Here is a 227-nt window from a genome sequence, read left to right on the forward strand (position 1 = left end):
GGAGGACCACCTCCCAAGGCTAAATACTACTTGATGACCGATAGTGAAGAAGTACCGTGAGGGAAAGGTGAAAAGAACCCCGGAAGGGGAGTGAAATAGAACCTGAAACCGTGTGCCTACAACCGATCATAGCACCATATGTGTGTGATGATGTGCTTTTTGTAGAACGAGCCAACGAGTTACGGTATGTAGCGAGGTTAAGTACTTAAGGTACGGAGCCGAAGGGA

Annotated in this window: 1 rRNA gene; it reads left to right on the plus strand. The window is 48.0% G+C overall.

Going from position 1 to position 227, the window contains the following annotated elements:
* Positions 1-227 (plus strand): 23S ribosomal RNA (locus OCU55_RS23895); the annotation flags it as partial.

The organism is Clostridium folliculivorans (genome assembly GCF_024341905.1).
In the GTDB taxonomy this organism is placed as follows: Bacteria; Bacillota; Clostridia; order Clostridiales; family Clostridiaceae; genus Clostridium_AR; species Clostridium_AR folliculivorans.